The organism is Caldicellulosiruptor kronotskyensis 2002 (assembly GCF_000166775.1).
GTDB lineage: Bacteria > Bacillota > Thermoanaerobacteria > Caldicellulosiruptorales > Caldicellulosiruptoraceae > Caldicellulosiruptor > Caldicellulosiruptor kronotskyensis.
On record NC_014720.1, the window covers coordinates 2,128,412 to 2,154,165 of the forward strand.

At 34.2% G+C, this 25,754-nt stretch carries 24 protein-coding genes, 1 pseudogene and 2 riboswitches; of the genes and pseudogenes, 3 read left to right on the forward strand and 22 right to left on the reverse strand.

From position 1 onward, the window contains the following. Positions 1-44 precede the first annotated feature (44 nt). Positions 45-169: riboswitch (SAM riboswitch) on the reverse strand. A 96-nt stretch (positions 170-265) separates the two neighbouring features. Genes vapC through CALKRO_RS09860 form a run of 3 tightly spaced genes read right to left on the reverse strand, consistent with a single transcriptional unit; the run spans position 266 to position 1,332 of the window. After that, on the reverse strand, positions 266-664 hold the full coding sequence (gene vapC, locus CALKRO_RS09850) for a type II toxin-antitoxin system VapC family toxin (RefSeq protein WP_013430870.1): 399 nt from the start codon (positions 662-664) through the stop codon (positions 266-268). Further along, on the reverse strand, positions 661-861 hold the full coding sequence (locus tag CALKRO_RS09855) for a type II toxin-antitoxin system VapB family antitoxin (RefSeq protein ID WP_013403845.1): 201 nt from the start codon (positions 859-861) through the stop codon (positions 661-663). The genes vapC and CALKRO_RS09855 overlap by 4 nt, the downstream gene beginning before the upstream one ends. Positions 862-915: 54 nt before the next feature. Further along, a complete protein-coding gene (locus CALKRO_RS09860) occupies positions 916-1,332 on the reverse strand; it encodes a secondary thiamine-phosphate synthase enzyme YjbQ (protein WP_013430871.1) in 417 nt (138 codons plus the stop codon). A 145-nt stretch (positions 1,333-1,477) separates the two neighbouring features. On the opposite strand from CALKRO_RS09860, the gene CALKRO_RS09865 reads away from it, so the two are divergent. Continuing rightward, complete coding sequence (locus CALKRO_RS09865; RefSeq protein ID WP_013430872.1) at positions 1,478-2,428, forward strand: glycoside hydrolase family 130 protein; 951 nt, start codon at positions 1,478-1,480, stop codon at positions 2,426-2,428. A 78-nt stretch (positions 2,429-2,506) separates the two neighbouring features. Here CALKRO_RS09865 and CALKRO_RS09870 read toward each other — a convergent pair whose 3' ends face one another. From CALKRO_RS09870 to CALKRO_RS09900, 7 genes are all read right to left on the reverse strand, one after another. Further along, positions 2,507-3,190: a hypothetical protein gene (locus CALKRO_RS09870; RefSeq protein ID WP_013430873.1), complete on the reverse strand. Its 684-nt coding sequence runs from the start codon at positions 3,188-3,190 to the stop codon at positions 2,507-2,509. Then, on the reverse strand, positions 3,183-3,839 hold the full coding sequence (locus CALKRO_RS09875) for an ABC transporter ATP-binding protein (RefSeq protein WP_013430874.1): 657 nt from the start codon (positions 3,837-3,839) through the stop codon (positions 3,183-3,185). The genes CALKRO_RS09870 and CALKRO_RS09875 overlap by 8 nt, the downstream gene beginning before the upstream one ends. 22 nt (positions 3,840-3,861) lie before the next feature. After that, the gene (locus CALKRO_RS13615) at positions 3,862-4,035 is read right to left on the reverse strand and encodes a hypothetical protein (RefSeq protein ID WP_158304418.1); all 174 of its coding nucleotides are present in this window, start codon (positions 4,033-4,035) and stop codon (positions 3,862-3,864) included. A gap of 605 nt (positions 4,036-4,640) precedes the next feature. Continuing rightward, on the reverse strand, positions 4,641-5,399 hold the full coding sequence (locus CALKRO_RS09885) for a hypothetical protein (RefSeq protein WP_013430876.1): 759 nt from the start codon (positions 5,397-5,399) through the stop codon (positions 4,641-4,643). Further along, positions 5,399-6,073, reverse strand: coding sequence for a hypothetical protein (locus tag CALKRO_RS09890; protein ID WP_408605130.1), 675 nt, complete (start codon positions 6,071-6,073; stop codon positions 5,399-5,401). The genes CALKRO_RS09885 and CALKRO_RS09890 overlap by 1 nt, the downstream gene beginning before the upstream one ends. Positions 6,074-6,410: 337 nt before the next feature. Continuing rightward, positions 6,411-6,998: a hypothetical protein gene (locus CALKRO_RS09895; RefSeq protein WP_013430878.1), complete on the reverse strand. Its 588-nt coding sequence runs from the start codon at positions 6,996-6,998 to the stop codon at positions 6,411-6,413. Between the two features lie 21 nt (positions 6,999-7,019). Further along, positions 7,020-7,613, reverse strand: coding sequence for a hypothetical protein (locus CALKRO_RS09900; RefSeq protein WP_013430879.1), 594 nt, complete (start codon positions 7,611-7,613; stop codon positions 7,020-7,022). A 1,629-nt stretch (positions 7,614-9,242) separates the two neighbouring features. Here CALKRO_RS09900 and CALKRO_RS09905 point away from each other — a divergent pair. Together CALKRO_RS09905 and CALKRO_RS09910 are read left to right on the forward strand one after the other, a co-directional pair. Continuing rightward, positions 9,243-9,617 carry a hypothetical protein gene (locus tag CALKRO_RS09905; RefSeq protein WP_237698987.1) on the forward strand — a complete coding sequence of 125 codons (375 nt, stop codon included), beginning with the start codon at positions 9,243-9,245 and terminating at the stop codon, positions 9,615-9,617. A 28-nt stretch (positions 9,618-9,645) separates the two neighbouring features. After that, a complete protein-coding gene (locus tag CALKRO_RS09910) occupies positions 9,646-10,242 on the forward strand; it encodes a VanZ family protein (protein WP_013430880.1) in 597 nt (198 codons plus the stop codon). 10 nt (positions 10,243-10,252) lie between these two features. Here the strand turns inward: CALKRO_RS09910 and ilvB are convergent, their stop codons facing one another. The 12 genes and pseudogenes from ilvB to thrC form a co-directional block, all read right to left on the reverse strand. After that, a complete protein-coding gene (gene ilvB, locus CALKRO_RS09915; protein WP_013430881.1) occupies positions 10,253-11,911 on the reverse strand; it encodes a biosynthetic-type acetolactate synthase large subunit in 1,659 nt (552 codons plus the stop codon). 27 nt (positions 11,912-11,938) lie between these two features. After that, the gene (gene ilvD, locus CALKRO_RS09920; RefSeq protein WP_013430882.1) at positions 11,939-13,597 is read right to left on the reverse strand and encodes a dihydroxy-acid dehydratase; all 1,659 of its coding nucleotides are present in this window, start codon (positions 13,595-13,597) and stop codon (positions 11,939-11,941) included. Positions 13,598-13,614: 17 nt separating this feature from the next. After that, entirely contained in the window at positions 13,615-14,496 is an 882-nt protein-coding gene (gene ilvE / locus CALKRO_RS09925; RefSeq protein ID WP_013430883.1) for a branched-chain-amino-acid transaminase, read from the reverse strand. A gap of 261 nt (positions 14,497-14,757) precedes the next feature. Continuing rightward, positions 14,758-15,480, reverse strand: coding sequence for a M28 family peptidase (locus CALKRO_RS09930; RefSeq protein WP_013430884.1), 723 nt, complete (start codon positions 15,478-15,480; stop codon positions 14,758-14,760). A gap of 177 nt (positions 15,481-15,657) precedes the next feature. Then, a complete protein-coding gene (locus CALKRO_RS09935; protein ID WP_013430885.1) occupies positions 15,658-16,617 on the reverse strand; it encodes an acyl-CoA dehydratase activase in 960 nt (319 codons plus the stop codon). Next, complete coding sequence (locus CALKRO_RS09940) at positions 16,614-17,765, reverse strand: 2-hydroxyacyl-CoA dehydratase (protein ID WP_013430886.1); 1,152 nt, start codon at positions 17,763-17,765, stop codon at positions 16,614-16,616. Before CALKRO_RS09940 ends, CALKRO_RS09935 begins: the two co-directional genes overlap by 4 nt. A 2-nt stretch (positions 17,766-17,767) precedes the next feature. Further along, positions 17,768-18,769, reverse strand: coding sequence for an acyl-CoA dehydratase activase-related protein (locus tag CALKRO_RS09945; RefSeq protein ID WP_013430887.1), 1,002 nt, complete (start codon positions 18,767-18,769; stop codon positions 17,768-17,770). Positions 18,770-18,897: 128 nt separating this feature from the next. Further along, entirely contained in the window at positions 18,898-20,391 is a 1,494-nt protein-coding gene (gene lysS, locus CALKRO_RS09950; protein ID WP_013430888.1) for a lysine--tRNA ligase, read from the reverse strand. 17 nt (positions 20,392-20,408) lie between these two features. After that, positions 20,409-20,885, reverse strand: a complete 477-nt coding sequence (greA, locus tag CALKRO_RS09955; RefSeq protein WP_041727332.1) for a transcription elongation factor GreA — start codon at positions 20,883-20,885, stop codon at positions 20,409-20,411. 260 nt (positions 20,886-21,145) lie between these two features. Beyond that, a pseudogene (locus CALKRO_RS09960) lies at positions 21,146-22,394 on the reverse strand (Nramp family divalent metal transporter). Between the two features lie 33 nt (positions 22,395-22,427). Next, positions 22,428-23,681, reverse strand: a complete 1,254-nt coding sequence (locus tag CALKRO_RS09965; protein ID WP_013430891.1) for a magnesium transporter — start codon at positions 23,679-23,681, stop codon at positions 22,428-22,430. Positions 23,682-24,006: 325 nt separating this feature from the next. Beyond that, positions 24,007-24,163, reverse strand: a riboswitch (M-box (ykoK) riboswitch). 103 nt (positions 24,164-24,266) lie between these two features. Then, positions 24,267-25,748 carry a threonine synthase gene (gene thrC, locus CALKRO_RS09975; protein ID WP_013430892.1) on the reverse strand — a complete coding sequence of 494 codons (1,482 nt, stop codon included), beginning with the start codon at positions 25,746-25,748 and terminating at the stop codon, positions 24,267-24,269. Positions 25,749-25,754 lie beyond the last annotated feature (6 nt).

Here is a 25,754-nt window from a genome sequence, read left to right on the forward strand (position 1 = left end):
CCTTCTGAAAAGAAGAGGCAAAACTTTCTTTTGCAAAAGTTTTATCCTCATCTCTCAGAAAGCTAAGATATTTTGCTTTCTGACGGAGTTGGCACCATTGCAAAGCTAAAAGCTTTGCCGGTTGCCGGGTTTCATCGGGCCTTTTTCCCTCCACCTCTCTTGATAAGGATAAGCTTCTCATATATTAACAATATTCAATTTTTAAATTTGCCTCATTAATATTAACAAAACAAAAGAGTATTGTCAACCGGAAATGTTATTATATTCAATACTCTTTTAACCTATTGTCAACTTTAGCAATTTTAGAATAATCTCTATCATTGTGGAGCAAGTAAAGATTATTTTCAATAGCTATCTGGGCTATTATCACATCGACAGTACTTTTAAGATTTATGCCTCTTTTCTTGCACTTAAAGTAGAGCAGCGCTGCTTCTTCATACGATTTTTTTCCTTTTGTCAATTCGTAAAATGGTTGAGTACTCAAATATTCTTTCAATAGCTCAAACTCTTTTTCATTTTTAGCACCTTGTAAAATCTCCTGGTAAATCAAATGAGTAATTCCAAATGGTATTTTATTTGTTAATACCCATTCAAACTTTTTTACCTTTTCGTTTGTATTCCCTTTAAAAAAGTCTATCAACACAGAAGTGTCAACTAAAATCATTGCCCTGCCCTCATCCTTTTATAATCATAATCTTCTGCAAACATTATTTTGCCTTTCAACTCCAACAAATTCTTTCGTGTGTGATTTTCTAAGTACTCCCTCAAGGCAATCTCAACTGCTTCTTTTTTTGTCTTTACCCCAGCAATCTCCATCACTTTCTTTAATAAATTTTCATCTATAAAAATATTGGTCCTCATTTTATACACCTCCCTATGTGTATCTTAATACACATAGGAATAATTGTCAATCTCTCACTCTCCTATAATCTTCACAAGCACTCTCTTTTTTCTTTTACCATCAAATTCACCATAGAACACCTGTTCCCATGGACCTAAGTCAAGCTTGCCATTTGTTATAGCAATAACAACTTCTCTTCCCATGATGGTTCTTTTAAGATGCGCATCTGCGTTGTCTTCACCGACGTTGTGGTGGTACTGAGAATAAGGTTTTTCAGGTGCAAGCTTTTCAAGCCAGATTTCAAAATCTTTGTGAAGACCTGGTTCATCGTCATTAATAAATACACTTGCAGTTATGTGCATAGCATTGCAAAGCAAAAGTCCTTCTTTTATACCACTTTCATCAACACACTTTTGAAGAGTGTCTGTAATGTTTACAAATGCTCTTCTTGTTGGTATTTCAAACCACAGCTCTTTTCTGTAAGTTTTCATTTTATATTTTTCACCTCTTTTGTGAAAATTGGTTATCCTATTGACAGGTTTCAAAGATATTTTACATAATTTTTTTGTAATTATTCAATACCAAATGTGGTATATTTCAATGTATAGACAATTTATTTGTGGGGGGATTAAAACAATGAAAAAGGTCTTTGCAAAAAAGGATATATTCACGCGCTACAGCGGAAATCCAATAATCACAGTATTTGATATTCCATATTCAGCAAATGCTGTGTTTAACGCTGGTGCAATAAAATATAAAAATGAGTACTTACTACTTTTGAGAGTTGAGGACAGACAAGGAAAATCGCATTTGACTGTTGCTCGAAGTAGTGATGGAAAGACCAATTGGAAGATTGAAAAGTCACCTCTGATTTATCCCCAACCCACAGTGTTCATATACGAAGAGTTTGGCTGCGAAGACCCGCGAATAACCTATATTCCTGAAGATGATTACTACTATATAACCTATACTGCATACTCTCGTTATGGTCCAGCAGTTGCACTTGCAAGAACAAAGAACTTCAAAAAAGTTGAAAAAATGGGATTAATTTATCCTCCCAACAACAAAGATGCAGTTTTGTTCCCTGAAAAAATTAACGGTAGGTACGCCATGCTTCACAGACCTGTTGCAGGGGACATCGAACACATTTGGATTGCATATTCCTCAGACCTTATCCACTGGGGAAACCATGAGGTTGTGCTTGTTGAAAAAGGAGGGCCTTGGTGGGACGGCTTTAAAGTTGGGGCAGGAGCTGTCCCAATAAAAACTCAAGAGGGCTGGCTAATAATCTATCACGGCGTGAAAATGATGCCATCAGGACCAATTTACAGGCTTGGTGCTGCGCTTTTGGACTTAGAAAATCCAGCAAAAGTCAAAAAAAGATGCCCAGAGTGGTTACTATCACCTCAGGAAGTATACGAACGAATAGGAGATGTCAACAATGTGGTATTCACCTGTGGAGCAATTGTTGAAGACAACCAAATCTATCTTTACTATGGAGCTGCAGATTCTTGTATTGCTCTTGCTTTTGCTGAGATTGACCAGATTTTGTCTATCTTGATTGAGGGGGATTTGGCAACAAAATAGCCAAAAAGGGGCTCTCACTTAAAATTTTTGTGAGAGCCCCTTTAGTGTATTAAAAAATAATTTTCCATCAAGTGCCGATTAATTTTGAGAAATCCAATTCAATATCTTATCTTTTAGCAGATAGTATTCAGTTAATTCATTTTTGTTATATACAAAAACCTCATAATCTTTCACTTGCCCGTATTTTATTAATTTATCCCCTTCAAGATTAATCACCTTTGTAGTATTTGATTTATTAATTTCAAATTTATCAACAGCAGAATTATGAGCAAAGACATAAATCTCTTTGCCTCTATAATATGGATTATATCTAACAAAATTTGTATACTTCCATTTCTTCAAAAAAAGAATATAATTGTGACCTGGCTTCATAAGATTATAACCACAGTATGCAAAATAGTTGTTGTACTTACCTAAATTAAGATAACTTGGTTCAAATATGTAAATTTTTAAATTTTTTGTATCCCCTTTGTAAGCCTTGATAACATTGAAAGCTGTCAGTACTGAACCTTTTAAATAAATTCTATCGCTCAGCGCAGTACCCTTTACAATTACCTCAGAATCTCTAATAATCTTTTCCAACGAAAAATTTTCATTATTGCACCCCTTAAAACTACCACCATTTAAAAAAATGCATTGGTCTACTATATTTTCACTTACACTTTGTATTTCAGTATTAATAAATGATTTTTTTACTAAAAAACCTATAACTATATCTAAGGCTAAAATAATAAATATCACCACAAACCACTTTTTATTCATCTTTGTTTTCATCCTCCGAATAGTAAACTTTCCCTGAATCTACCCTGAATTTATAATCACATAGCAAATTTATATCTTCCTTTATATGACTTGCTAATAAAATTGTTGCTCCTCTTCTCTTTTCTTCTAACAAAATCTGTCTTACAAGTTTAACACCATCTTCATCAAGAGAATTTGTTGGCTCGTCAAGAACAATCAATTTAGGTTTTTCCATTATAGCTTGTGCAATTTTTAATCTTTGTTTCATACCAAGCGAATATTTTTTATACGGTCTTCTATCTTCTGGATCAAGCCCAACCCTTTTTATAGCACTTTTGATCTCATCATCAGTAATTAAATTTTTTATAGAAGCCAATAATTTGAGATTTTGAAAGCCTGCTAAATTTTCCCACAAATCAACATTTTCTATAATAACCCCTAAACTCTCAGGAAAAGAAATATCTCTTCCTATTTTCTTTTCAAAAACAATAACTTCTCCAAACGTTGGTTTTATCAAACCACATATAGCTCTAAATAACATAGTCTTGCCTGAACCATTTCTACCATAAAATCCATAAATATTTCCCTCTTCGAGTTCAAGATTAACATTATCCAAAATAACTTTTCCTTTGATTATCTTTGTTAAATTTTTAACTTCTATTGCTTTCATATTTAAAATCACCTCTTTCCTGTCAATCTCTCTCAAATATTTCGATATTTTTAACTATTTTTATTCCTATTATCACTACAATCGAAAAATAAATAGCAAGGATAAATATTGACCACAATATGTTAAAACCGTTTATTCTGTCTATACCAAAGATTCCAGTTATATCTACAATAAATCTATCACTATGCCAACTCAAAACATCTTGTAAAACAGGACTAAATTTTATTAAAAGATAATTGAAATCATTTAAAGATATAAAAGAGGGAACAAAAAATATTAGCCAAACTGTTATAGTGAGCAGAAAGGATATTCTTGAGCTTACATATAATGATAATATATTTGCAACCATAGTAAACAATATTATAGAAATAAAATTTAGTAGAACTATTACAGCACAACACAATAGAACTTTAAAAAAAGATTCTACCTTAAATTTATTTGCCAAAGCAAATAGAGCTGTAGTTATTACAAACGTAATCAGAAATGACAGAATATATAAAGATATAAAATAAAGTTTATTAAAATACCATGAGAGCCTACTATCTTTTCTCGTAAGAATGTAAACTGCAGATCTTTTAAAATCACGAGAAAAAACATCTCCTAAGGTAGCTATAAGATATAATCTGGGCAAAGCATATATTAAGGATATATAAAAGAAGTTACTTTACCTGGAAAAGGTAAATAATTGAAACTAAAAATCAAAAAAAATCTCAGCAGAAGTATTATTATAAAATTTCAAAGACATCAACCAATATAAATCAATTAACAAAGAGATAACTGCTGAACTGACAATACTATTTACTAGTTTTCTGATTTCTTATCACCTCTGTAGATATCTATTTTTCTCAGTGTATTTGTCATAATAATGTTCAAGAAGGTAAAAAGCAGAAAAAAATAACTAAGGTATATTCCGAACAAAAAAAGATGTTTTTTAAATGATAAATTATAGCTCATTAAAAAATTTATTAACATACCTAAGGTAATACCAGAAAAATTCACTGTTTTAAATATATATATAAAGACAAAATCTATGAAAGGCACTAATATGCCAACTATATATGCCGCAATAGCTTTTTTAATAATAGCCAATACAATAAGATATACTGTTCCATATATAACTAACAAAAGAAGTACAATAAATAGAAATTCTAAAATGAAGATAAATTCCCTATAGCTTAAAACTTTTAAATATTTCGAACTTAACATAATAGTTACTATTAAAGGTATGGTGTATATCGATAACAAATAGATTGAGGTATCTTTTAGTAAAATTTTTATTTTTTCCTTCCACCAATCCTCAACATGAGTATATTTCAGAATAATCAGGCAATTATCCATATGTATTTGCGAACTGACCAAAAGAAGATATATGGATACATAAAAAAACGTAATTGCGTTTGCTTTAAATATTTGACTTATAATTAAATTAACAGTCCATGTTTTATTTGCATCCAAAAATTTTAACAATAAAATTGAAAGTACTAATTCTACAAATAAAGTTGCAAAATAAGCCATAAACTTTCTTGTTAAGTTTATATAAAAAATTTGCCTTAATTTCATTATACTTCATCCTTACTACATCTAAGGTTTATAGTAATAGCACTTATAAACAATAGCACCATTATAAAGATTAGTAAATACTGGTATTTCGTAATTTCAGAAGAAAATGGAAGAATAATTAAATAATCAGCTATTGAAAATGTGGTTGACGAACTAATTAATTTTCCAATAAAATTTTCCAGAAGATAGAATAAAAAAGCTAAAATAACCACCAAATATCTGTTCATTTTTCTAAAGAATGATATAGAATATGAAACCAAAGCAATGATACCAGCACAAACGCCATTTAAAAGCATGTAAAATAAATTATGTAAATAAGGATTTATCGAGTGCAATTTTGGAAGTTGTACTGTACTTAAAAATTGGTAAGCGTTATATGTCGGATGATTAAATACATTTTCTGACGGAGAATAAACTGGCAATAGACAAAAGCATAATAATTGATTAAAAAGCAAAGGTGCAAAAACTACAATAAAACCAGAGAAAAAGACAACTATTCCCTTACAAAAAAGATACACTCTTTTATCACAACGCGTAATAATAAAATTTATAACTCCTGCTCTCTTATCCTCTAAATATGAATCTGAATACGGTATAGTTGCAAATAACGGAATTAAGAAATAAGCAAATAGTTGCCCCCACTGTCCACGAACTTTATTGTACAACAACCACATCTGATATCTAGATGGTAGTTCAAAAAGAGGTGAATTGATTAACATTACTGAATGATAAATAAAATCGACACTTATGTAAAAAAAAAGCAATTACAATTACAATAAAAAATTCCTTTCTACTAAATAACCTCTTCAATTCATATCTTAACACATTAATCAAATTACAATCACTCCCAAACATTTGATAATGTAGGGGCTATCCAAAAAGATAATTGGATAACCCCCTAACTCTTGACATATAACCTGAAAAATATTATTAAAAACTTCATTTCAGAAAGATAGAAAGCTTCTTAGCCTAATTATCTTTTTTAAATTTAATTCTATAACTTCATCAAAGTTATTGAGAAATATTTTTTTCAACTCTTGCTATACATTCTAAGAGTTCTTTTTCGTATTCTTCATACACTTTTTTGGTTTTTGAGTTTCTGAATGACTGCAAATCTTCGTTTAAGGCATTTAATAAAAATATTGTTTTTTCAATATCAGGTTTAATATAAATAATTTTTTCTTTATTTTTAGGGTCAACTATTTTTGTTTTAATTTTCTTAAGAAAATCAACAATTTTGATAATTAATTCATATCTTGAGTTAATTATTTTACCTATCTCCTCATCTTCAAATATGTTTGGCTCTTTTGCAATTAACATCGTCAATGTATTATTTAAAAAATATTCCTCAAGTCTTCCGATTAGATATGAAAAATCCATATTTTCATCTTTGACGAGATATTCCAGAATATCACTTGCATCAGAGAGTTTATGAGAATATTCGACAAAAAATATATTAATAATTTTTGCATTATAATTGACTTTAAACACTTCTAATTTGTTTATTCTACTAAACAAAAAGCCTCCTATAATCACACTCAAAATTAAATATGCTAAAAAAATAATTACTAAAATATTGCACAAATAAGTTTTTTTCAATTAAAGAATAACCCCCCTATACTAGTATTTAAAAGCATTGTCAGCTGCTTTTTCCCACATCTGCTCTATTTGGTTTATTGTTACTGTATAACCAATTGAGCCACTTACTACTCCGCTACCTCCGTAATCAATTTTGTTAGATAAACTAATTGTTGTCTGTGTAGTTGTAAAAGTATGAGTATACTTGGCACCAACTTCATACCAATTGCTATCAACAACTTTTGGAGCAAGAACAACAGTTGCATAATAATATTTACCAACTTCTATATTTTTATCAAATACATTAAATACCAATGTGCCTTTCAATTTGTTGGTGTTATCCCTTAAATCTACATATTTTGTTTCAGATGTACTGTAGTTTTCATAGGATAATCTGTTACTGTCCCAAAAAAGACCCAAAACATCATACGAGCCAGGGCACGTCTCTTTTTTATTAAATTTAAACATATAACTAACATAATAAAGTTGTGAACCTGCTCTTCTTGCTATGGCAATTTCATGCTCCATTTCATAAGCTTCTATTTTTTGGATAGATATGTTTTGCTCATTGTTAGCAAATTCAATGTATACCCCTATTTTTTCTAAATCATCCTTTATTTTTTGTTTATTGTCCATATGAAGTCTTATATAATTGTTAATGAAACGTACAAATTCATCCGTATCAAAAGATAGGATTTTCTCTTTGACAATGTTAAGCCTTTGACTATCTAATGTATCTATATCTGTTATTGAAAAAACATCAATCTTTTCTGTTTTATTCTGATTTTTAGTTTGGTTGTATACTTCTCCATAACCCGTATCGGTATTAACTACATTGAATAATATAGATAATGAGCATATAATTAAAAGAAAACAAATATTTTCAAATATTTTTTTAATTTTTTTTTCATAAAATGTTCTTCCTCTTTTTTGTTTTGATATTTATCTCAACCTTTTTCAGCCGGCTGATAAAAGGTTAGAGCTTAGATTTAAAAAATTCTAATTTTTTTATTCTAAAGATTTTTCAAATATCACACGAGGCCTATTTAAAACTCTATCTGCATCTCATACATTTCTTAGCTCATCTATTTCCCCTACACTGCAAACAAATTGTTGATAAGCCTTCTTGAGCATAGTCTGTTATATCTTGTGCCTTACATAATAGCATCTTCTTTTTATCTTTTCAATCAACTTGATTTTTTATATATTCATTCTTTTATTTTTTTTAAGACTATTCTATTCTTAAATTATTTCTTCTGTAAATCTCTTCTTGGAATTTTTATGTAAATCATATCTTATATATTTTCTCTTTGTCAATCCTATTTATTCTTTTTTTTTAGCCAATTTTTGGCTAAATTTTGAGCAAAAAATACATATTTCTTTAATTAACTTTAAATCTCTTCGATTTTCTCGATTTTTAAAATTAATTTAAATACTTTTACTAAAAAAATATGCTCCATTTTAATCAAAAGTTTTGTCTCTTTATTGCTTACTAAAAGTAGAGCATATCAAACTTACCGTTTGTGGAAGTCCCTTTATTAATATTCAATATCTGAAACAACTATATCAAAAGTAGCAACCGCTTCATCTTCTGTAATGGCTTTCTCAGAAAATACTAAAATAGGTTAAAGATAAGGTTACTTTTTAACTATTCTTGCATTTTTCCCGTATGTACAGAAAATTTTATTAATAGTTGCAAATTTAACTTTTAATTTTGTATTATTAGTTTTTTCTTGTTTTAATTTTTTCTGAAAAAACTAATTTAATATTTTTTTTCTTAAAATCTTTACATTAAATACCATTCTACTACTTTGTCGTTTGCTATTAACACTCATTTCTGTTGTTGAAACATAATAATTAGCTTTCTCCTAACTGAAAGATAAAAATAATTATTTTTTATAGAGCAATCTATAATTATTTGTTAGTTTATCACATTTGAAATTTTGAAAATTCAATTGTAAATGGTTTATCATTAAAACTGTATTTTATTTCCAAATTCCTGTTATAACCTAACAGAATAATATTTTTTACACAATGTATTGATTTAGTTTAATATACTTAGATAGATATTTATACATTCTTACAGCGTTGTTGCTAAATTACTGGTATATGTTGTTGACTTCATCAATATTAGAGTATATAATAATAGCAACAAAAATTTTTTATAATAACTAAAAATAGAAAGGTGTGTGATTGCCAATGTATAACAAGAAACAAGTATATCTTATTATTCTTACTTTAACTGCAATATTTTGCTTACCATTAATGACCAACATTGTCTTTGCACTATCAAATAAATTAGACACTTATCAAGGAACAGGATTTACTGATGTCGGCAAAGAATCTGTTGACAGTTTTACAATTACAAAAGGTGATTTTTATTGTTATCACAGAATAACTAAATCAACTCGATGGAATACTGGGACATATGCTGAAATGAAATTAACTCCTCTTAAAAAAGAATGGTTGGGATACAAGGCTGTAAGTAATAAAGCTCAAACAATTCAAGTTAGTCCAAATGATACATCATATTATACACTTCCATTTACTGAGCTTTCTGACGGAACTTATAAAATATACTTCCAGTCCACTTATAAAGATAATGTAGATTTTGATGGTATTGTATATGACGATAAGTAATATTAGAAATTTTAGCAGGAGGACCATTATGAAACTTAAAGAAATCTTAAAAAATGCATTTATAGTTATATGTTCTCTTGTTTTGTCAATGTTTTTATGTTATTATGTTTTAGATGATATCTGGTTACATTTCTCAATTGAAGCATTTAGCTTTATATTTTTGAGAGTTTTTGTAGCTATTTTATTGTTTTCTCTCTTGCATCTTATATTTAACGGAAAATTATATTATTTCATGTTAGATATTTTATTTACCAGTTATATTGTTTTAGTTATTTCGCTTAGCTTTTTCCGGATAAGCAGATCAGAACATTACATCAACTTTAATTTAAATGAAATAATTAATTATAGTTTATCTCAAATAATTGAAAACTTCATTTTGTATTTGCCAGCTGGTTTTTACCTTTCTTTTAGAATAAGAAATAAACCAAAAATCACAATTTTTATTTTTTCAGTATGGATTATAGTAGTTGAATTGTTACAGTTTTTAACAAAAAGGGGTGTATTTGATATTTTAGACATTATAATTAATTTACTTGGTTATCTTACAGGAATCTTGATATTCAACATACCCAAAATACAAAACTTTTTTAATAACAAAACAGAAAAGGGGCTTTTTAAAAATTAGCCCCTTTTTTCTAATCAATAATCTCATCAATTGGCGCACCGGGTGGGACAATTGGAAGAGCTTTTTCGTCCTTGTCAATTACAAAGTCAATCACAGTTGGTCTTCCAGCTTCTAACGCTTTTAAAATAGCCCTGTCAACCTCATCTGGTGATGTAACTCTTATGCCAAGTGCACCGTATGCATCTGCAAGCTTTACAAAATCTGGAGGCCTATCAAGGGTTGTTTGTGAAAATCTCTTGCCATAGAAAAGGTCCTGCCACTGACGAACCATGCCCAATACACCATTGTTAAGCAGTGCAACTATAACCGGAATGTTGTAGTGCACAGCCGTTGCAAGCTCACCACAGTTCATTCTAAAACTTCCATCTCCTGCAATGTCAATTACTACTTTGTCCGGTCTTGCTATCTTTGCTCCAATTGCTGCACCAAATCCATAACCCATTGTACCAAGCCCACCAGAGGAAATAAACTGCCTTGGTCTTTGGTATTTGTAAAATTGTGCTGCCCAAATCTGGTTTTGCCCAACCTCTGTTGTGATTATTGCATCGTTGTTGGTAAGAGCAGAAATTCTCTCAACAACATACTGTGGGTGAAGCTTGCCATCTTGAGGATAGCTCAAAGGATAGTTTTTCTTCCATTCGCAAATCATCTCTATCCATTCTGTGCTGGTCTTCTTCTGTACATTCTCAATCAATATTTTTAATATCTGCTTTACATCGCCCACAAGTGCAATGTCTGTGCTCACGTTTTTGTCAATCTCAGCCGGGTCAATATCTATGTGAATAATCTTTGCATTTGGTGCAAACCTGTCTACCTTGCTTATTACTCTGTCTGAAAATCTTGCACCAACAGCAATCAAAAGGTCACAGTGCGAAACTGCATAGTTAGAAGCACGACTTCCATGCATTCCAACAAGGCCTGTATAGTTCGGATGGGTGGAAGGAAATCCACCAACACCCATCAGCGTTGTTGCAACAGGTGCGTTTATTTTTTCCACAAATTCAATAAGTTCTTCAGAGGCTTCAGATGAAATAACACCGCCACCTGAGCAGATAAAAGGTCTCTCGCTTGCATTGATAAGTTCTATTGCCTTTTCTATCTCTTCTTTTGTTGCTAATACCTTCTTTTTTATCTTTTTAGGTTCTTTCATCTCATATTCAGCATATGCTGCTGTCACATCCTTACACACATCAACTAAAACAGGTCCAGGCCTTCCACTCTGCGCAATCTCAAACGCGCGCCTGATTGTATCTGCAAGTGTATTTACATCCTTGACAATAAAATTATGCTTTGTAATTGGCATGGTAATACCTGTAATATCAACCTCTTGGAAAGAATCTTTCCCAAGCAAATTAGTTGGCACCTGACCAGTAATTGCCACAACCGGCACAGAGTCCATATACGCTGTTGCAATGCCTGTTACAATGTTTGTTGCACCAGGTCCTGAAGTGGTAAAGACCACGCCAACCTTGCCGGACGCTCTTGAATATCCGTCTGCAGCGTGGGATGCGTGCTGTTCATGCGATGTTAGATAATGTTTTATTTCATTTTGATGTTTGTAAAGAGCATCATAAATATTTAAAGCAGCACCACCCGGATAACCAAAAACAACATTTACACCCTGTTCTTTTAAACACTCAATTATAATCTCAGCTCCTGTCAATTTCAAAACTCAACAACCCCCAAATAAGATTTTTTACTCAAGTATAGCACCTGTTGACGCAGACCTGACAAGCTTTGAGTATCTGTAAAGATACCCTTTTTTCACCTTTGGCTCAAACGGTGGTAAGATTTCAAGTCTTCTTTTGATTTCTTCTTCTGGTACTTCTAACGTAAGAGTCTTGTTTTCTATGTCAATTGAAATCATATCTCCATCCTGAACTGCTGCAATTGGTCCTCTTTCTGCTGCCTCCGGCGATACATGACCAAAACATGCACCCCTTGTTGCACCTGAAAACCTTCCATCTGTAATCAGTGCAACATCTTCAATAAGCCCAACTCCTGCCAGTGCTGATGTAGGAGAAAGCATCTCTCTCATACCAGGTCCGCCTTTTGGCCCTTCATACCTTATAACAATAACATCTCCTTTTTGGATTTTCCCTTTCAAGATTGCCTCAAATACCTCTTCACCGCTTTCAAACACACGCGCAGGTCCTCTGTGCTTCATTAGCTTTGGTGGCACAGCACTTTTTTTGACAACAGCACCATCTGGTGCAAGGTTACCCCTCACAATCACAAGCCCGCCTGTTTCAGAATATGGATTGTCAATTGGTCTTATGACATTGTAATTCTTAACATTTGCATCTTTAATATTCTCACCAACTGTTTTGCCTGTAACTGTCATAAGATTTAAATGAAGCAAACCTTTTTTAGAAAGCTCATTCATAACAGCCTGAACGCCGCCTGCAAAGTAAAGGTCCTCAATATGATGTTGTCCTGCCGGTGAGAGCTTACAAAGATTTGGTGTTCTATCACTTATAGCGTTTATTATATCAAGATTTAACTTTATTCCAACTTCATTTGCAATAGCAGGAAGATGCAAGATAGTGTTTGTTGACCCACCAAGCGCCATGTCAACTGCTAAGGCATTTTCAAATGCTTCAACTGTCAAAATATCAGACGGTTTTATGTCCTTTTCAACAAGCTCAACAATCTTCATACCTGCCATTTTAGCAAGACGAATGCGTGCTGCCATTACAGCCGGAATTGTTCCATTTCCAGGAAGAGCAAGCCCCAAAACCTCGCTCAAACAGTTCATGGTGTTTGCTGTAAACATTCCAGAACATGAGCCACATCCAGGACATGCATTTTCTTCTAAGGCATATAAATCTTCTTCAGAAATCTTGCCTGCAGAGTATGCACCCACACCTTCAAATACAGAGTTAAGGTCACATACCTTATCACCAACTTTACCCGCAAGCATAGGTCCACCACTTATTAAAATGGCAGGGATGTTTACTCTTGCTGCTGCCATTAGCATTCCAGGGACTATTTTGTCACAGTTTGGAATCAAGACCATGCCATCAAACTGATGAGCCATTACCATTGCCTCGATTGAATCTGCAATGAGCTCTCTTGTGATGAGCGAATACTTCATGCCAATGTGACCCATAGCAATACCATCACATACACCTATGACATTAAACTCCATTGGAGTTGCACCAGCAAGCCTGATACCAGCTTTCACTGCCTCTGCAATTCTGTCAAGATGAATGTGTCCAGGTACAACTTCATTCCATGAATTCACAACTGCAATAAGTGGTCTTCTTATCTCTTCATCAGTGTATCCCATTGCTTTGAAAAGCGAACGCTGAGGAGCCTTTTCAAACCCTTTCTTGACAGTATCACTTCTCATCTTTCATTTTCATCTCCTTATTCGTAAATATCAACACCATCTATCTGTGTTAACTTTTTAAATTCTTCCATGAGCTTTTTGGTGATTGGTCCAACCTCACCATTTCCAATCTTTCTACCGTCAACTTCAGTTACAGCAATAACCTCTGCCGCAGTTCCTGTAAAGAAACACTCATCAGCATTGTAGAGGTTGTAGAGTGTAAATACCTTTTCATACACAGGTATTCCCAAATCTTTCGCTAAAGCCATAACAGTTCTTCTTGTAATTCCATCCAAAGCTCCAAGATACACAGGTGGTGTGATAAGCTCACCATCCTTGACAATGAAGATGTTGTCTCCTGTGCACTCTGTCACATACCCATCCTGCGTTAGCATTATAGCTTCAGGAACTCCGGCTCTGTTCGCTTCTATCTTTGCTAAAATGTTATTTAAATAGTTTAATGATTTTATTTGCGGGTCGACACACTGAGGACTATTTCTTCTTGTGGATGCTGTTATTACCTTCATTCCCTTTTCATACATTTCCTGTGGATACAAAACAATTGAATCAGCAATTATTACAATTGTCGGTTTTGGACACTTTGTTGGAGAAAGACCTAAATCACCCACCCCTCGCGACACAACAAGTCTGATATATCCTTCCCTGATATTGTTTACCCTGCAAGTCTTCTTCAGAGCTTCAATCATCTCTTCTTTTGATATTGGAATTTCCATATAGATTGCTTTTGCAGCCTGATACAGCCTGTCCACATGTTCTTTACACTTAAAAATCTTGCCATTATACACTCTTATTCCTTCAAACACGCCATCGCCATACAAAAAACCATGGTCAAACACTGAAATTTTAGCTTCTGATTTTTTGTAAAACTTTCCATCAATATATATTAGTTTTTCTTCCATTGAAACATTTCCCCCTATGTGTATAGTTTGATATGTTCATAAGAAGATTAATTATTTATTGTATAATACCTAAAAATCTTTGTCGACATGTTTTTTATAATATCCCTAATTTTTTTAACGATTTTTTCGCCTAAATAGAATAGTAAAGATGAATAATTAATCATTTTTAATACATTATACTTGAGCAAAGGAAAAATTACAATAACAAAAAAGGACCTTGTAAAAAGGTCCTTGTGAAAAGCTGTTTGCAGGTTTTTCCTTTCATTGCACACACTCTAAGATTTTGCACATCCATTCATATGTCTTAACAATCTCACCCAAAACAGCATACTCAGATGTTGTGTGAGGATTATAATATCCCACAGAAAGACAAAAACTGCTAATTCCAAACTTGTCTGCAATAAATCTTATATCAGCAACATGAGGGCTTTTTTCTTTCTTAGCAGGTATTCCCAATGATTTACCAATATCTATCACCTTGTCGATACATTCATTTTTGAAACATACGTCTTTCCCACCATAGCTGCATACAACATCCCCAAACCCTTTTCTGTCAAGACCAATTACAAGGTTTACACCTTTGAAAAATTCTGGATGATTCTCAATAAAGAATTTCACACCTTGATGTTCATCTTCGCATGATGTAGTGAAAAGAAACTTGAACTGATAGTCAGTAAATCTCAAAAGAGCTAAGATTATAGCAATACCACATCTGTCATCAGCACCTATAGGCCTTACACCATTTCCTTTTATTTTACCTGTTTTCTCATCGTAAATTACTTCAAACATCCAGTTTTTCCCTACATGTTCTGAACCATATGAGTCAAGATGAGCATTCAAAAGCACCTTTGGATTTTTTCCTCTCTCGCCAAAGAGATTGTTTTGCATATCGTCATCATAAAAGATGAGCATCTCAGAAAGTTCATTTTCAACAAACTCTTTTAGCTCCTCTTCTTTGCCCGGATACGACTCTAAAGCACACATCTTCAAAAGAATTGACCTTATATAATCATTTACCCCTCTGACATGATTAAAACCTTCTTCAGAAAGTATTATCTTCTATTTTTATTATATCACTTTTTAAATAAAAAAATAATAAACTTACCAATAAAAAATTAAAAGCCATGGAACATATCTTCCATGGCTTTGCTGCTGAAGAACTTACAACGAATTTGTCCACTTACCGCACCTGTCACCCCACATTGCAATGACCTTGCCTTCCATTGAGACTTTTACAACCTCGCACCTGTTAGAACAACCCTTACACTCAAAAGATGAGGTTGAAAAATCAATGTCAGTAGCGTCAAACCCCCTGAAATTTGTTCTTGTCTTTGTCTTCTCAATGTAATCTTTTGCCAAAATGGCACTGCCTATCGCACCCATTACATTGAAATGTTCAGGTACAATAATCTTGCTTTGAAGCTCTCTTTCAAAAGCTGCTCTGATACCCTTGTTTGCTGCAACACCACCCTGAAAAACAAATGGCGGTTCTAAGTTTTTTCCCCTTCCAACATTGTTCAAATAATTTCTAACAAGAGCATCGCAAAGCCCTCTTATTATCTCAGCTTTTGAAAATCCAAACTGCTGCTTTGCAATCATGTCAGACTCTGCAAACACCGTACATCTTCCTGCAATTCGAACTGGCCTTGTAGCAGACAGCGCCAAATCGCCAAATTGTTCAATAGGAATTTTGAGCCGTTCCGCCTGATGGTCTAAAAAAGAACCAGTTCCTGCAGCACATACAGTGTTCATTGCAAAATCTACAACCATCTGGTCTTTTATGATTATTATCTTTGAGTCTTGCCCTCCTATTTCAAAAATAGTTCTCACATCAGGCACAAAATGAATTGTAGCTGTCGCATGAGCTGTAATTTCGTTCTTCACAACATCAGCACCCAAAATAGCACCTGCAAGCTGTCTTCCAGAACCAGTTGCCCCTACTCCTAAAACTTCTACATCACCTAAAGCTTCTTTTAACTGTTTAACACCTTCCTTGACAGAATCTATAGGCTGTCCGTTTGTCCTTATATACGTCTTAAAAAGTACGTTTACATTTCTATCAATGGCAACAACGTTAGTTGAAACAGAACCCACGTCAACTCCTATGTAGATTTCCTTCATACCATTACAACCCTTTCTTCCTGAACATCTTCTTGTATGTTATCAATAAAGATTTCTCTTGTTTTTCCTCTTTTCCTATTTTTCAAAAGGTCAATGAAAGCTTCTATCCTGGTGAGCATATTTGCCTTTCCTGTCTGCTCATCTATTGGAAGCGACAGAATTGGAATATCAATCTCTTTTGATATCTTTGGAATCAAACTCTGAGTCACAAGTTCTGGCAAACATGCAAAGGGCATAAGATGAACAATTCCGTCAAACCCTCTCTCTTTAAAGTCAATAATATGTCCCACAGTCTCGACCGCATGACCACCAATTAAAATCTTAATATATCTTTGACCCTTTTTTATAATCTCTTTAAACCTCTTTGGTCTCAAAATCCATGGAACAAGATTATCGTTTATCCATTCAAAAAGATATAAGCTTCTTTCTACCTCAACCCCAAGATTGCCCAAAATCTCTTCTATCCCAAAGTTAATAGAGCTCTCCATCACAACATAAATCTCGCCTACAATCCCAACTCTTATTCTGTCTTTTTCATCAACCTTTCTTGTCGGGATACTAAGAAGCATCTGCTTGCATTCCTCATAAACTTCATACAGCTGCTTCCTTGTCTTTACTTTGTCAAACTTTTCGTGGATTTGATTCCAAACCTGAGTTGTCTGACCCTTATTGACCTCATATGGCCTTATCTTTTGAACCATCTTCTCAAGCTCATCAAGCTTCTGGACAAATCTGTATAAGGTGTACATCCTGTTTATAACCTTGTGCCATGGAACTCCATTTCTGATTTTTTGAACGTTCCTGAAAAATGCCCTCCAATTGTCCTGTGGAGCATCAAAGATTATAAGTTCGACATCGTCATAACCAAGAGATTTTAATATGTTCCTGTGAGTGTCACCATAAAAACCTGCTCTGCACGGACCATGTCCACCAGATGTTACAAGCACTTTTGCACCTTTTTCAATGGCCTCTAAATATGTTCCCATGACCATTTTAAGAGGAATGCAAGCAAACTCTGGTGAGTATTTGACACCAAGGTCCATGGTCCTCTGTGTTGGTTTTGGCGGCATTACCACTTCATGTTCCAAAAACTCAAAAAGTTTTTTATACACTATGGCAGAGCCCATGTAAGGAAATGATACTTTCATTTTTATAATACCTCCGACAATTTTGCCCACTTTTTTCGCTTGAGCATGTCAACAAAGGCTTCTATCCTTGTTATCATGTGCCCCTCGCCTGTATGTTCATCTACTCTCAAAGTGGTAAATGGCTTTCCTGCAACATCACTCTCATATTGCAAAAACCTTCCGACAATTGCATCAGGTCCACACCCAAAAGCTGTCACATGGATTACACCATCTACCTCTGGGTCTTTAAGATAATGAAGACCTGCGCCAAGTACCCTGTTTGAAAAAGTCCAAAAAAGTCTTTTCCTGTAATGTTTTAAATTGTCATATGCAACCTCTTGGGGTACCATCTCAAATGTTTTTATATTTACACCCAAATTTTCAAGCTTTTTTATAACATCCATGCTTATAAAAGAATCATATACATCATACACATATCCTAAAACAGCAATTGTCACATCGCCATCTTTTTTTACTCTTCTCAAGTCCTCTTCCCATCTACCCGTTCTGTAGCTATCAAGTGCTTTGTCGCAAGAAAGCCCACTGTGCATTAGTTTTTTAAACCTTTCAAAAACCTCTTCTGCTCTTTTTATCGCAAGTCGTATCTCCCTGTAAGAAAATCCAAACATCTCTGTCAACATTTCATAAATCTTTGGTGAGCTTATATTCTCGTTGTTTTTTTCATTTATTATGGGTGAGATAACTCTTCCTTTACTTTCTTCTACCGTTCCTTCAATTATGTCTGGAAGCCCCATAAACTTTGGACAAAAATATTCTGGTTTTTTTATCCTCGCAAATCTTGGAACAAATACATAATCAGCTACCTTCAAACCCTCAATAACATGTCCTGTAAATATTTTTATAGGCGCACAGATGTCAGAAACAGCCGCCTTTGAACCTTTATCAAGAATATCCTTAGTTGTTGGTCCTGTATCCACAACCTCAAACCCGAGCTCTTTAAAAAATGTATCCCATAAAGGAAAGTAGTAGTAATACAAAAGTGAATGTGGAATAGCAATTTTCATGCTATTTAAAATCTCCTTCTTTCCCATTTTACCTTCCCTTACTATTATAGCACAATTAAAAGATTATAGTATTCTAAAAAAAGGGGCAGCTTTTTCAAAAATAAACAAAACTGCCCCTTCATCTTTTACTAATCCTTCGGTCGCATTGTTGGGAAAAGTAACACATCTCTGATTGAATACGAATCTGTTAGAAGCATAACCAGCCTGTCAATTCCTATTCCAAGCCCGCCTGTCGGTGGCATACCGTACTCAAGCGCTTCTATAAAGTCCTCATCCATCATGTGGGCTTCTTGATTACCTCTCTGTCTTTCCTTGAGCTGCTCTAAAAATCTCTCTTTCTGATCAAACGGGTCGTTGAGCTCTGAAAATGCATTTGCAATTTCCCTACAAGTAATAAAAAGCTCAAACCTCTCAGTAAACTGAGGATTGTCTTTCTTACGCTTTGCAAGTGGTGAAACCTCAACCGGATAGTCCATTATGAACGTGGGCTGAACCAGAAAATCTTCAACTTTCTTTTCAAATATTTCATTTATGATATGACCTATCTGCCAGTTTTCCTCAACCTCAATCCCAAGGTCCTTTGCAATTTTTCTTGCTTCATCCAAAGAAGTAACATTTTCAAAGTCTACGCCAACATACTTGTTGATTGCTTCAACCATGGTAAGCCTTTGCCATGGCGGTGTCAGGTCAATTTCCTGCCCTTGATATGTTATTTTTAATGTACCTAAAACCTCTTGTGCAACCGTTGTGATAAGCTTTTCTGTTAAATCCATCATGTCCTTATAGTCAGCATACGCCTGGTAAATCTCAATGGTTGTAAATTCAGGGTTGTGTTTTATTGAAATACCTTCATTTCTAAACACTCGACCAAGCTCATATACCTTATCAAACCCACCAACTATAAGTCTTTTTAAGTGGAGCTCTGTTGCAATTCTCAAGTAAAGGTCAATGTCCAAAGCATTGTGATGGGTAATAAAAGGTCTTGCAGCAGCACCACCTGCAACAGGACTCAAAACAGGAGTTTCAACCTCCAAAAATCCCCTGTCATCTAAAAACTTGCGTATTGAACGGATTATTAAACTTCTTTTGATAAAAGTATCCCGAACCTGAGGATTTACAATCAGGTCAAGATACCTTTTTCTATATCTTGTATCAACATCCTTGAGCCCATGCCACTTTTCAGGAAGTGGTCGCAAACACTTGGTGAGCATCTCAATCTCTTTCGCCTTTACCGAAATTTCGCCCTTGTGAGTCTTGAAAACCTCTCCCTTTACCCCTATTATATCTCCAATATCATAATATTCTTTGAACTCCTCGTACTTTTCTTCTCCAACTTCATCAATTTTTATATATATCTGGATTTTACCTTTTGTATCTAAAATATCCACAAACGAAGCCTTACCATGACCTCTTTTTGAAAGCATTCTTCCTGCAACACAGACAAACTTGCCTTCAAATACTTCAAAGTTCTCTTTAATATCAGTAGAATAATGTGTCGGGTCATATTTTACCTTTTCATATGGATTGTATTTATTCTGCTGAAGTTCTTTTAGCTTTTTTATTCTGTTTTGTATCTGCTCGTTTAGCTCTTCCTGAGTAAACTCAAAATCCTGCATCCCCATTCACCATCTCCGTCTTTTTATTTTGATATCTCAAGTATCTTATATCTGAACTTCCCTGCAGGTACACTCACCTCAACAACATCTCCAACTTTCTTGCCCATTAAAGCTTTTCCAACAGGTGACTCATCAGAAATCTTAAAATTTAAAGGGTCTGCTTCCTTTGATCCAACTATTGAATATTCAAATATATCCCCAGTATCTAAATTCTGAATTTTTACGTTTGTACCAATTCCAACAAAATCAGTTGAAACTTCATCTTTATCAATAATCTTAGCATTATTGATGAGTTGTTCTAAATACGCAATTCTTTCTTCTAAAGCTGCTTGTTCGGCCTTTGCCTCATCATACTCGGAGTTCTCTGAAAGGTCTCCAAACGAACGTGCAACCTTTATCTTTTCTGCAACCTCTTTTCTTTTTACTGTCTTTAAATTTTCAAGTTCTTTTAAGTATTTTTCATATGCTTCACGAGAAAGTTGATATTTTGCTGTATCCATTTCTCTTGCCATTTTTTCCTCCCCTTTTTCAAAAAGAAAATAATAATTTTTATGATTAATTTTAATTCAAACCACTTCAATTTATGCTTGTACATTTTAACTTTTGTCAATTATAAATCAAAGATGTGCTTCATGTCAAGTGAAGAAAAAGAAAAGCCGCAAGAACAGTTCTTTGATGAAAACCATCTGCGGCCAAATTTATCATATAGTTTAAAACTTTCTTTCTCAAAAGCAAACGTAAAAAGAAGTTCCAAAAAGGTCTATATATTCAAAAATGGCTGTACAAGCAAAATCAATGTTAAAATTATTTATGAACACAACTGTCACCCATGCAATTACATTAAATAGTTTTGAATTCACATACTCACCCATGATTTCTTTGTCGTTTGTAAGCTTGAGCATGTAAATGAGAATTATTGGAAGTAAAATTCCATTTATCTCCTGAGCAACTATCATTAGTTTTATCAAAGGTATATTTGGAAGCAAAATTATTCCTGCCCCTATGACAATAAAAAGAAGTATTATTCCATAAAATACAGGTGCTTCTTTGAACTTCTTGTCAAGTCCATTTTCAAAACCAAATGCCTCAGTTATAGCATATGCCGTTGAAAGTGGCAGAATATGTGCACCTAAAAGTGATGCACCAAAAAGCCCTATCGCAAAAAGGCTTGATGCATACTTCCCTGCAAACGGCTCCAAGGCTTTTGCCGCATCTTCTGCTGTTTCAATGTTAATGCCATGTTTGTAAAGTGTAGCTGCTGTTGCAACAACTATGAAAAACGCAATAAAGTCTGTCCAGAAGGCTCCCAAAAAGACATCCCATCGCTGGTACTTAAGGTTCTTAACATCAACCCCTTTATCCACAACAGAGGACTGCAAGTAAAACTGCATCCATGGCGTTATCGTGGTACCTATCATAGCAATAAATATCAATACAAAACTGGGCTCAAAACTAAATGAAGGTACAAATGTGTTTTTGAACACCTCTTTCCAGTCTGGTTTAGCTAAAAATCCTGAAATTATATAGCTGATATAAATTACCATAAGACCTAAAAAGAACTTTTCAGTTTTTTTATATGACCCTTTGTTAATAATATACCAAACAAAAATAGCAGTAAGAGGAACAGAGATATATTTTGATATACCAAATATTTCAAGGCTTGCTGCAATTCCTGCAAACTCTCCAACTGTTGTTGTAAAGTTGGCAATCAAAAGGGTCACCATTGCAAAAAATGTCATTTTCACACCAAAGTTTTCCCTGATAAGGTCAGAAAGTCCCTTGCCAGTTACAACACCCATTCGTGCTGCCATTTCTTGAATTACTGCCAAGCTTATAGTTATCAGAAAAAGTCCCCACAGCATCTTGTAACCAAACATGGAACCTACCATTGCATATGTTGCAATACCCGATGCATCATTGTCAGCTGTTGCAGTCACAAGTCCTGGCCCAATTACACTTAAAATTAAAAGAATATTTCTTAGTCTGGTGCTTCTCGTTGTCTGTGCCATCTTTTCATCACCTCTTTAGTATCAACCTATTATCTACAGCAGCAGTTTTCTTTTCATCTTTAACAGTTCGTATACAATGTCGTTTATAATGACAACTCCTATAAGTTTTTTGCTCTCATTCACAACAGGCACAGCAAGAAGACTATATTTTGAAATAATCTCAACAAGAGAATTAACATTATCAGTATCCTTTACACAAACCACATCCCTGTTCATTATCTCATAAAGCGGTGTTTGAGGCTCAGAGATTACCAAGTCGCGCAAAGATACAACTCCGCAAAGCCTTTCATCATTGTCAACAACATACAGGTAATAAATCTCGTCTGGTTCAGGTTTCAAGCGTCTTAGCTCCTCTATTGTCTGCTCAACTGTGAAATGTGTCTTGAACGCGATAAAATCAGTTGTCATTATTGCACCAACACTGTTTTCTGGATATTCCATAAGTTCTTTGACTTCTTCTGATGCTTCCTTTTCCATTTCGTTTAAAAGTTCTTCTGCTCTTTCCTCTTTTATCTCGTCTAAAATATCTGCAACCTCATCAGCCGGCATTTTCTCAAGTACATCCGCTGCCTTTTCAACAGGAAGACTCTCTAAAACATTTCTCTGTGCTTCAACCTCAAGCTCTTCCAAAACATCTGCAGCCTTTTCCTCATCCAGAGTCGAAAATATATAAGCTTGCGTCTTTTTGTCAAGTTCTTCAATGATGTCTGCCAAATCCGAAGGATGCAAGGTGGCAAGCTTTGAATATGTGGTTGAAAGCTTTAAATCAAGCCTTGGCGATGCAAGCGGCTGTACATCGTCCCACAAAATAAGCCGCGAAGGAATGTTTTTACCAAGAGGTTTTAAGACTTTTTTCAGGGGCTTTGCAAGACCAAGCCTTCTCAAAAGTCCTTCAAGACCAATATCTACAGCTATTACATAAACACCTGTAGAAAGTACTGCAAGTCTTATATCATTTACCCTCACAACTTTTCTGCCATTCATATCAACAATCTGCTTGTCAAGTATATGACGAACAAGCATAATGGTGTCTTCTTTTTTCACATCGATTGGCTTTAAGTTCCTTGTTTCAATCACGTATTGCCCTTTTTCCTTGTAGATTATGAAAAACGAAAAATCAACAATTTGAGTTTGACCGCCACTTTTTACCTTTGCAGCAATTACTTTGGGTCTTATATAACTTGCATCAACAACCAAGTCTAAAAGCCTTCCCACAACCTTCTTTTCTTCTGAAAAGACCTTGTTGCCGATTACTCTGCTAAGATAAAAGCTTGTGACGTTTGGCATTTTAGCACCCCTCCTTTTTTGAATTTTTTTGTGTCATTTGGTGGAGGGGTGCTAAAAGCCTTTAAAATCTATTTGCAAGAAGGTGCATTTATTCCTTCTTCTTTTCAAAACAGAGAAAAATTAGCACCCCTCCACATTCCAAAGTACAATTGCTTTTTGTTGTCCAATCCTGCTTACTCACAGGACCAGAGTCCATCTTTTCTCTCAACTCCTTCTTTAAGAAGAATTTTTGCAATAGCAAAATTTTATACATTGATATTAGAAACAAAAAGTGCTTTCACCCAAAGCTTAAAAACGAGGTGAAAGCACACTTTACGCCCTTTTAAAGCTACCTCGTACAAGCTTTGGCACTACACGGCATAAAAAGCTGCATTAGGTTATGCCTTGGTTTCGGCAAAACCTGTTCACCAGCTCAGATTGTCTCCAATCTTTCGCGGCAGCAGCCTATATCCCTGTAGGAGCCTCGCCTACCGAGATATCTTGCAATATTTATTTTTTCAACTTCTATTTTAGCACAATTTTTTCATTTTTCAAGCCTTTTTCGGCAAAAATCATATGTTTTCTGGGCAATTTTTTTAAATTTCTTCAATTATCTCTTATTTTCTCTAATATAAAATCAAACATCTTGTCTTTTTCTATCACATCGGGATGCAAAATCGGTTTTGCAAGAAGACTTTTAATCCCATCCGGGATCTCAACACCTGTCTTTGCATACAAAATCTCTACCGCTTCAAACGGGTCAATATTATTATATTCACCATCAAACAAAGCGTTCAAAACATCTTTTGCAAACTTGTAAGGATTTGCAGTTTGAAGTACAACCGTTTTTGTACTATCAAACGTCTGCTTCTGGTATTTTCTGTAAACATCAAACCCAACAGCAGAGTGCGGGTCAATAAGATAGTCATACTCGCGGTAAATAATCTTTATACTACTTCTTGTCTGGTCATCTGTGGAAAAATCACCCCAGAAACTTTCCTGAATCTCTTTTAAAACTTCTTCTTCAACTTTGAAATACCCCTCACTTTTTAAATCCATCATGTATTTTTTTACTCTTTCTGATTCTTTTGTTATTAAATATAATAACCTTTCTAAATTACTTGCAACAAGAATATCCATTGAAGGTGAAATTGTTTTGTAAAACTCTCTTCTTCTATCATATAAGCCTGTCCTGACAAAATCAGCAACCACACTGTTTATGTTTGAAGCAACAATCAACTTATTTATAGGAACTCCCATAAGTTTAGCAATAAAACCTGCCAATATATTGCCAAAATTGCCTGTCGGAACAACAAAGTTTATCTTTTCACCTTCAGATATATCACCAGCTTTTAAAAGCACCAGATAGCTCCAGATATAGTATACAATCTGTGGAAGAAGCCTACCAAAATTTATTGAGTTCGCAGACGTAAAGAAAAACCCCAGATTTTCAATTTCATCTATGCATTTTTTGCTTGTGAAAATCTCTTTCACGCCAGATTGGGCATCGTCAAAATTGCCTTTTATCCCAGCAACAAAAGTGTTTCTGCCTTCCTGAGTGGTCATCTGTCTTTTCTGAACCTCTGACACACCCTCAGATGGATAAAACACAACTATCTTTGTTCTATCAACATCCTTAAACCCTTCCAAGGCAGCTTTGCCAGTATCGCCTGACGTTGCAACAAGTATGAGTGCCTGTTTGTAAAAACTTGGCATTGATTTTAGTAAAAGATGAGGTAGCACCTGTAAAGCAACATCTTTGAAAGCGTATGTCGGACCGTGCCAAAGTTCAAGTGCAAAAAGGCTACTGTCAAGCTTTTTTAAAACAACAACATCTTTTGTGTCAAACTTGCCATTACTATATGACTTGTCAATGCAATCAATAATCTCTTCATTTGTAAAATCAGTAAGATAGAGCTCAAATATATATTTTGCAAGATTTGCGTAAGATTCTATATTTTTTATTTTACTTAAGTCAAGATGAGGTATGAAAACAGGGGTGTAAAGTCCCCCATCCTCGGCTATCCCCCTGTAAATAGCCTCTTTTGCTTTAACCTCTTTATTACCTCTTGTACTTATATAACGCATTCATTT

Coding starts and splice junctions, on each gene's coding strand:
- CALKRO_RS09930 (WP_013430884.1), bottom strand. CDS start 15,480: ATGTGTGCTTTAGAGTCGTATCCGGGCAAAGAAGAGGAGCTAAAAGAG.
- ilvE (WP_013430883.1), bottom strand. CDS start 14,496: ATGGAAGAAAAACTAATATATATTGATGGAAAGTTTTACAAAAAATCA.
- CALKRO_RS09870 (WP_013430873.1), bottom strand. CDS start 3,190: ATGAATAAAAAGTGGTTTGTGGTGATATTTATTATTTTAGCCTTAGAT.
- CALKRO_RS09885 (WP_013430876.1), bottom strand. CDS start 5,399: ATGAAATTAAGGCAAATTTTTTATATAAACTTAACAAGAAAGTTTATG.
- ilvD (WP_013430882.1), bottom strand. CDS start 13,597: ATGAGAAGTGATACTGTCAAGAAAGGGTTTGAAAAGGCTCCTCAGCGT.
- CALKRO_RS09905 (WP_237698987.1), top strand. CDS start 9,243: ATGACCAACATTGTCTTTGCACTATCAAATAAATTAGACACTTATCAA.
- CALKRO_RS09945 (WP_013430887.1), bottom strand. CDS start 18,769: ATGAAAATTGCTATTCCACATTCACTTTTGTATTACTACTACTTTCCT.
- CALKRO_RS09910 (WP_013430880.1), top strand. CDS start 9,646: ATGAAACTTAAAGAAATCTTAAAAAATGCATTTATAGTTATATGTTCT.
- CALKRO_RS09965 (WP_013430891.1), bottom strand. CDS start 23,681: ATGCCAAACGTCACAAGCTTTTATCTTAGCAGAGTAATCGGCAACAAG.
- CALKRO_RS09935 (WP_013430885.1), bottom strand. CDS start 16,617: ATGAAGGAAATCTACATAGGAGTTGACGTGGGTTCTGTTTCAACTAAC.
- greA (WP_041727332.1), bottom strand. CDS start 20,885: ATGGATACAGCAAAATATCAACTTTCTCGTGAAGCATATGAAAAATAC.
- CALKRO_RS09875 (WP_013430874.1), bottom strand. CDS start 3,839: ATGAAAGCAATAGAAGTTAAAAATTTAACAAAGATAATCAAAGGAAAA.
- CALKRO_RS09855 (WP_013403845.1), bottom strand. CDS start 861: ATGAGGACCAATATTTTTATAGATGAAAATTTATTAAAGAAAGTGATG.
- CALKRO_RS09940 (WP_013430886.1), bottom strand. CDS start 17,765: ATGAAAGTATCATTTCCTTACATGGGCTCTGCCATAGTGTATAAAAAA.
- vapC (WP_013430870.1), bottom strand. CDS start 664: ATGATTTTAGTTGACACTTCTGTGTTGATAGACTTTTTTAAAGGGAAT.
- CALKRO_RS09865 (WP_013430872.1), top strand. CDS start 1,478: ATGAAAAAGGTCTTTGCAAAAAAGGATATATTCACGCGCTACAGCGGA.
- lysS (WP_013430888.1), bottom strand. CDS start 20,391: ATGGGGATGCAGGATTTTGAGTTTACTCAGGAAGAGCTAAACGAGCAG.
- CALKRO_RS09900 (WP_013430879.1), bottom strand. CDS start 7,613: ATGGACAATAAACAAAAAATAAAGGATGATTTAGAAAAAATAGGGGTA.
- thrC (WP_013430892.1), bottom strand. CDS start 25,748: ATGCGTTATATAAGTACAAGAGGTAATAAAGAGGTTAAAGCAAAAGAG.
- CALKRO_RS09860 (WP_013430871.1), bottom strand. CDS start 1,332: ATGAAAACTTACAGAAAAGAGCTGTGGTTTGAAATACCAACAAGAAGA.
- CALKRO_RS09890 (WP_408605130.1), bottom strand. CDS start 6,073: ATGTGGTTGTTGTACAATAAAGTTCGTGGACAGTGGGGGCAACTATTT.